At 44.3% G+C, this 7,060-nt stretch carries 6 protein-coding genes; 1 reads left to right on the top strand and 5 read right to left on the bottom strand.

What is annotated here, in order from left to right; all coding sequences use genetic code 11:
• Positions 1 to 49: 49 nt before the first annotated feature.
• The 5 genes from HMPREF2832_RS00900 to HMPREF2832_RS00920 all read right to left on the bottom strand — a co-directional run bounded on the left by HMPREF2832_RS00900 (position 50) and on the right by HMPREF2832_RS00920 (position 4,479).
• Positions 50 to 1,504, bottom strand: a complete 1,455-nt coding sequence (locus HMPREF2832_RS00900; RefSeq protein ID WP_049497046.1) for a glycoside hydrolase family 32 protein — start codon at positions 1,502 to 1,504, stop codon at positions 50 to 52.
• Positions 1,505 to 1,513: 9 nt separating this feature from the next.
• Positions 1,514 to 2,389, bottom strand: coding sequence for an NAD(P)H-hydrate dehydratase (locus HMPREF2832_RS00905; protein WP_049497044.1), 876 nt, complete (start codon positions 2,387 to 2,389; stop codon positions 1,514 to 1,516).
• A gap of 52 nt (positions 2,390 to 2,441) precedes the next feature.
• Complete coding sequence (locus HMPREF2832_RS00910; protein WP_049497041.1) at positions 2,442 to 3,215, bottom strand: HAD-IIB family hydrolase; 774 nt, start codon at positions 3,213 to 3,215, stop codon at positions 2,442 to 2,444.
• 13 nt (positions 3,216 to 3,228) lie between these two features.
• On the bottom strand, positions 3,229 to 4,083 hold the full coding sequence (locus HMPREF2832_RS00915) for a bifunctional methylenetetrahydrofolate dehydrogenase/methenyltetrahydrofolate cyclohydrolase (protein WP_049497040.1): 855 nt from the start codon (positions 4,081 to 4,083) through the stop codon (positions 3,229 to 3,231).
• A 165-nt stretch (positions 4,084 to 4,248) separates the two neighbouring features.
• Positions 4,249 to 4,479, bottom strand: a complete 231-nt coding sequence (locus tag HMPREF2832_RS00920; RefSeq protein ID WP_049497037.1) for a DUF1797 family protein — start codon at positions 4,477 to 4,479, stop codon at positions 4,249 to 4,251.
• Positions 4,480 to 4,727: 248 nt separating this feature from the next.
• Here HMPREF2832_RS00920 and HMPREF2832_RS00925 point away from each other — a divergent pair, with 248 nt between their 5' ends.
• Entirely contained in the window at positions 4,728 to 6,986 is a 2,259-nt protein-coding gene (locus HMPREF2832_RS00925; RefSeq protein ID WP_049497034.1) for an ATP-dependent Clp protease ATP-binding subunit, read from the top strand.
• Positions 6,987 to 7,060 lie beyond the last annotated feature (74 nt).

Genomic DNA, 7,060 nt, shown 5'->3' on the forward strand with positions numbered 1-7,060 from the left:
CAAACCACCCGTTTGACGGGTGGTCATGATTTAGGAGGCTATTGATTTTCTATTTTTGATAGGTTTTTACGACCCAATCGACCCCTTCATCTGCCGTGAGAGTATAGACGGGATTTTGACTCGTTTCATAAAAAGTCATCGAGAGAGTTTTGCCATCCACGAATACTTCGATGGAGTTGGTATCGCGAATGATCGAAAAATGATGATCTTTTTCAGCATCCAACTGAATCCATCTCGATTGAAATGCTGGATTTTCTTTTCCAGAAATGGGGTGCCCAAATTGGTCTCGACTGAAGCTAAAACGTTTTTGAGAGGCGTCGTAAATCAATCGCAAGACACTATCAGGATCAGTTTCATCGCCATAACCTAAGATAAAGGAGCAACCCGGTTTGGCATCAAGTTCAAACAAGGTTTGTTTCCCTCTCGCTGGGATCGTGATCTGATTGCCCTGAACAATGGTTTCTGACGCATGCTCTACAAGAAAGTGTTCTTTCACTGACTCAGGTAACTCCTGAACCAATCGTCCGTCTTTCAGAGACAATTTTCTTGGAAGAGTCATACTACCTGCCCACCCATGAGCTAAATCATGACTGGGGATAGACCGGTGCCACATTTGCATCCAGGCAACCAGGTATCGTTCACCATTTGGTCCTTGACAAGTTTGAGGGGCATAGAAATCCAAACCGCCATCCATTTCATCATAGGAATCGACATGAAAGTGCCCTGTTTCCCAATTCATGTCACCGATAAAGGCAACCGTCGAATTTATGTTCCAGTATTTTTCTTGCTGCCTTTCCATTTCAATGGGAGACAGGATCAAGACCCATTTGCCATCTAAAGGGAAGAAATCGGGACACTCCCACATAATCCCTTGCCCTTTTTCACCTTCTAGAAGGAGTGATGTAAAGGTCCAATCTATTAGATTACTTGATGCAAATAGAAGAATTTGACCTCTGTCATCTGGCGTCTTAGAAGCAACGACAGCGTAATAGCTTCCTTGATATTCAAATACTTTAGGATCACGAAAATCTGCAATATCTGCGATCCCCTCAATATGTTGAGCATGGATCACTGGATTAGTAGGCAACTTTTCAAAGGTAATGCCATCTGTCGAAACCGCAAGACACTGAGTCTCCTCGCGCTTTTCCTCATCGTCTACATGACCCGTATACAGCAAATAGAGCTTGTCATCTTTCACAATAGCACTACCCGAGAAGCAGCCATCCTTATCATAGCTTTCACTTGGTGCTAAAGCTACTGGCAATTCTTCCCAATGGAGAAGATCTTTTGATTTGGCATGCCCCCAATGCATGGGACCCCAAACACTATCATAGGGATAGAATTGGTAAAACAAATGATATTCCCCACGGAAGTAAACAAAACCATTTGGATCGTTCATCCAGCCGATTGGAGGTAGCAAATGAAATGCTCCTCTATATTGCTGGTCAACCTTCTCCCTGTTTTCATCGATATACTGATTTACTTTTCGAATGCTTTCCTTCATCTTTTTCACCTATTTTCTATTTTCAATGCTGATAACCTGATCTTTGTCACTCCACTTCTTCATCCATTTGGGGATTTCTTGGCTGATGGTCGTCGGTAGAACCACATAAGCCTCCTTGCTCAAGTCTTCTGCAATGGCTGAATGGAGATAGGTCGCAACCACCACGCGCTCATAGAGACTGACCTGTGGAAATTGACCCGCAAACCCTGCGATCATCCCTGCCAAGGTATCCCCCATCCCACCTGTTGCTTGATAGGGGCCTCCAACATCTAGCTGATAGCCCTCTTCTTGCCCACTTGTCCAAATGCGGGTGTGAGGCCCTTTTTCTACAATGACAGTTCCTTTAGGAAAACTTTGAACCGCTTCTCGGCTTCTATCTTCAGTCTGGCTTGCTAGATCAATCCCTGACAGTTTTTCCCATTCTTTTTGATGAGGGGTAAAGACCAACTGAGCCTCTGGCAGGTCAAACTGAGAGGCTGCAAAAAGACTAATAGCTCCTCCATCTAAGATCAAGACCTGCTGGCTAGAGACTTGTTCAAAAATCATATTCAAGATTGCATGGTTTTCTCTTGCTTCCTTTAAGCCTGGACCGACAAGAATCACACCGGCTTTTTGAATTTGCTCACAAAGGAGTTGGTGATCGGCTAGATCAAAGCCCATAGCTTCAGGAAGATGGCTATGAAGGGCTGTCAGATTATCAGGATCTGTTGCGATAGTGACCAACCCCGCACCACTATGAACCGCAGCAAACGCCGCCATAATAATAGCTCCCCCATAGGGGTAAGTCCCGCCAACCAAGAGCAGGCGACCAAAATCGCCCTTATAAGATCTTGCCTCTCGCTTCACAATGACACGCTGAATCTCATCTTTTTGAATTGTTTTCATACCTTCCTCATTTCTAGCGAAAAAGGAGAAGCCACGACTCCCCCTCCTTCTTTTATTTTCCTCTGAATTCTGCGAAGACTTGCAAGATCTTAGCAGCCACAGCTTGTGGTTGATTTTGTTTGGCTACCAATTGATCATCCGCATAAGGCCGAAGGGCTGGAAAATCACCAATTTGAACTGCATAAAGAGCATTTTCAAAGAGCTCAATATCATTTTGATCATTGCCAAAAGCCACGAAATTCTCTCCACAGAGTTCTTCTACGGTTGTTGCTTTATGAGTGTCTCCTGGATTAAGATAGATGCATTTTTCATGCGCATGATAGCGGATATGGGCCTTATCTGTCGTTTCGATCCGCTCGATGATCTCATCCACGAGCTCCTCATGGCCACCCATATAGATCACGACCTTAATCGGATCTGTCAGCTCCTCTAACGAACGATACTGGGCTTTCTTGAGGGGATCTACATTAGCAACAAAAGGAATCTTTTCCAAAATCTGTCCGCTATAATCAAAGGTATCATCCACAAAAAATGGTAGATTGTAATGGCGACAAAAGCCAAGGACTTCCCGATACACATCCTTGTCCAATTGTTCCTCATATACCAATTGCCCCTGGCGATAGGCCAATCCACCATTTAAACCAATCACGAGTTGTTGACTCAATGGGTCCCCTAAAAGGCCCAAGCAGTCCCGGTAAGAACGTGCAGAAGCAAAGGCAACTTCATGGCCAAATTCTTCTGCTCTCAATAAGACCTGTTTGATTTCATCATCGATTGTGACACCATCGAATGACAGGGTTCCATCTAAATCAAATACAAACTTCATCTTGTTCACACTTTCATTTTTTTAAGGCACGAACAGCTGCTTCGTAGGTCTGCTCCATCAGCATGGTGACGGTCATAGGACCAACCCCTCCTGGTACCGGAGTAATATGACTGGCCAAAGGGGCAACGGATTCAAAATCGACATCCCCACACAATTTGCCATTCTCATCGCGATTCATTCCGACGTCAATGACAACGGCACCTTCTTTCACGAAGTCTGCTGTTACAAATTTCGCACGACCGATCGCAACAACCAAGATATCTGCTCTTCTAGCAATTTTAGGCAGATGATGGGTCCGAGAATGGGTCAAGGTTACCGTCGCATTTTTGGCGAGGAGCAACTGTGCCATTGGTTTTCCAACGATATTGGAACGACCAATCACGACTGCTCGCTTCCCTTCTAGATCAATCCCGTACTCTTTGAACATCTCCATGATCCCAGCGGGAGTTGAAGGCACCATGAGAGGATTTCCAGCCCACAAGCGTCCCATATTCAATGGATGAAAGCCATCCACATCTTTTGTCGGATCAATGGCTAAAAGGACTGCATCCGCATCGATATGCTTAGGCAGTGGCAACTGCACCAAAATCCCATGCCAAAGGGGATCTTGATTGTAGTGTTCGATCACTTCTAATAATTCAGCTTGGCTGATGCTTTCAGGAAGTCGTCTCACTTCACTCCGAAAGCCTGCCGCAATAGCAGAACGTTCTTTATTACGGACATAAACCTGACTAGCTGGATTCTCTCCTACTAAAATCACAACGAGTCCAGGCACAACTCCTGTCTCTTCTTTTAATCGTGCTGTTTTATTCGCAATCTCACCCTGTAATTTTGTAGCGAGCGCCTTCCCATCAATGAGTGTCGTCATATCAATTCTCTTTCTAGTCAAGTAATGAAAATAGTCCTCTCTATTATAGCAGATTTCAACTCTCAAACCTAACTGTTCCTATTTAGAATTTCCTATAGACGAAAACTATAACCAGATGGACAAAAAATGAGCTTGAGACCACCCCAAACTCATCCACTCAGCTACTTAGTAAAGTAATTCATAAATTTCCATTGCAATTAAATCAATGCTATCAAATGTATAGGTTTCACGCGCTTTGACATCACGAAGTGTAAAGGTTGAACCTTCTTCTTCATTGTGGTTGTAGGCTACTTCAGCGACAACAACACCGTTACGTTCAAAATTACGTTTTAAGTTTCCACCGTCTTTTGTCATCGTCTCCAAACGGTTAATAATCCGTACTAAATGTGATTCCATTTTATTTCTCCTCTTTACTTTCTACTCTCCTATTTTATCATAAAAGAGAAAGCTCTTCCAATAAAAATTCACATTTTTCCATTGATTTACTCTCTTCTTCACTCCTTAGTGACATTCCGTAGCAAATTCTTGCAAACTTCTAGAATACTGATATAATGAAACTATAAAACTTTGACTATTTTTGACCTTTTAAAAATAGGCTCGTCTCTTGATGGAAAACCATCAAAAACCTACTGTGAGGTATGTATATGCTTTGTCAAAATTGTAAAATAAATGAATCAACCATCCATTTATATACAAATGTAAATGGACGTCAGCAGCAAGTAGACCTCTGTCAAAATTGCTATAAAATTATGAAAACAGACCCAAATAACAGCTTCTTGAAAGGCATGACCCAACGGAGCCAACTCACTGGAGATCCTTTTGAAGATTTCTTCAATAACCTTGGAAACTTCCAAAGTCCGCAAGAACCTCAAACTCCTCCAACTCAATCTGGAGGCAGTTATGGAGGTGGCGGCTACGGCCAAAACAATAACCGTGGTGGTGGTCAAGACCCTCGTCAAGCACGCCCTCAAAAGCCAAAAGGACTGTTAGAAGAGTTCGGCATCAATGTCACAGAAATTGCCCGCAAAGGGGATATTGACCCTGTCATTGGCCGTGACGAGGAGATTATCCGTGTCATCGAAATTCTCAACCGTCGAACCAAGAACAATCCGGTTCTGATTGGAGAACCTGGGGTCGGAAAGACTGCTGTTGTGGAAGGCCTGGCTCAAAAAATCGTCGATGGCGACGTTCCACATAAATTGCAAGGAAAAGAAGTCATCCGCCTAGACGTCGTCAGCCTCGTTCAGGGCACAGGCATCCGTGGTCAATTCGAAGAACGCATGCAAAAATTAATGGATGAAATTCGTCAACGCGAAGATGTTATTCTGTTCATCGACGAAATCCATGAAATTGTTGGTGCAGGATCAGCTGGTGAGGGCAATATGGACGCTGGAAACATCCTCAAACCAGCCCTGGCGCGAGGAGAACTCCAATTAGTCGGTGCTACTACCCTCAATGAATACCGTATTATTGAAAAAGATGCGGCCTTGGAACGTCGCATGCAGCCCGTTAAGGTCGATGAGCCAACGGTTGAAGAAACCATCACCATCCTCAAGGGCATCCAGAAAAAATACGAAGACTACCACCACGTCCACTATACAGACGGGGCCATCGAAGCGGCAGCTATTCTGTCAAACCGCTACATCCAAGATCGCTTCCTGCCAGACAAGGCCATTGATTTGTTGGATGAAGCGGGGTCTAAGATGAACCTGACCCTAAACTTTGTGGATCCAAAAGTGATCGACCAGCGCTTGATTGAAGCGGAAAACCTCAAAGCTCAAGCAACCCGCGAAGAAGACTTTGAAAAAGCAGCCTACTTCCGTGACCAAATCGCGAAATACAAGGAAATGCAAGGTCAACATGTCACTGATCAGGAGACCCCTGTCATCAGCGAAAAAACGATTGAACACATCGTTGAACAAAAGACCAATATTCCTGTTGGTGATTTGAAAGAAAAAGAACAATCTCAATTGATCAATCTGGCTTCTGATTTGAAAGCCCATGTGATCGGTCAAGATGATGCTGTTGATAAAATTGCGAAAGCCATTCGACGCAATCGTGTTGGCCTAGGATCACCTAACCGTCCGATCGGAAGCTTCCTCTTTGTCGGACCTACCGGTGTCGGGAAGACCGAGTTGTCTAAACAATTGGCGATCGAGCTCTTTGGCTCTGCAGACAATATGATCCGCTTTGACATGAGCGAATACATGGAAAAACATAGCGTAGCGAAACTAGTCGGAGCTCCTCCGGGCTATGTTGGCTACGATGAAGCTGGACAACTAACGGAAAAGGTCCGTCGCAATCCATACTCTCTCGTGTTGTTGGATGAAGTGGAAAAAGCCCATCCAGACGTCATGCACATGTTTTTGCAAGTCTTGGATGATGGCCGTTTGACAGATGGTCAAGGCCGTACCGTCAGCTTTAAAGATACCATTATCATCATGACCTCTAATGCTGGAACCGGCAAAGCTGAGGCCAATGTTGGTTTTGGAGCTGCTCGCGAAGGTCGAACCAACTCTGTACTTGGAGAACTCGGTAACTTCTTTAGCCCTGAATTCATGAACCGTTTTGATGGCATCATTGAATTCCAACCTCTATCAAAAGAAAACCTTCTTCAAATCGTTACCCTCATGCTCGATGAAGTCAATCAACGTCTCGCACAAAATGAGATTCATCTGGATGTGACAGAGAAGGTCAAAGAAAAATTGGTCGATCTGGGATACGATCCAAAAATGGGGGCCCGCCCACTCCGTCGTACCATCCAAGACCATATCGAGGATGCTATTACCGATTATTACCTGGAACATCCAAGTGAGAAACAACTCAAAGCAGTCATGACCAGCAATGGGAAGATATCTATCAAGGCTGCTCACAAGCCAGTAGAACAGGCTTCAGAATCATAATAAGTAAATGTACATTCAGAGAGTGGGACAGAAATCGGTAATTCATTAGAATTCGATTTCGTCGTCCCACCTCC

This window comes from Streptococcus sp. HMSC073D05, assembly GCF_001812015.1.
In the GTDB taxonomy this organism is placed as follows: Bacteria; Bacillota; Bacilli; order Lactobacillales; family Streptococcaceae; genus Streptococcus; species Streptococcus parasanguinis_D.

Coding starts and splice junctions, on each gene's coding strand:
- HMPREF2832_RS00905 (WP_049497044.1), bottom strand. CDS start 2,389: ATGAAAACAATTCAAAAAGATGAGATTCAGCGTGTCATTGTGAAGCGA.
- HMPREF2832_RS00925 (WP_049497034.1), top strand. CDS start 4,728: ATGCTTTGTCAAAATTGTAAAATAAATGAATCAACCATCCATTTATAT.
- HMPREF2832_RS00900 (WP_049497046.1), bottom strand. CDS start 1,504: ATGAAGGAAAGCATTCGAAAAGTAAATCAGTATATCGATGAAAACAGG.
- HMPREF2832_RS00915 (WP_049497040.1), bottom strand. CDS start 4,083: ATGACGACACTCATTGATGGGAAGGCGCTCGCTACAAAATTACAGGGT.
- HMPREF2832_RS00920 (WP_049497037.1), bottom strand. CDS start 4,479: ATGGAATCACATTTAGTACGGATTATTAACCGTTTGGAGACGATGACA.
- HMPREF2832_RS00910 (WP_049497041.1), bottom strand. CDS start 3,215: ATGAAGTTTGTATTTGATTTAGATGGAACCCTGTCATTCGATGGTGTC.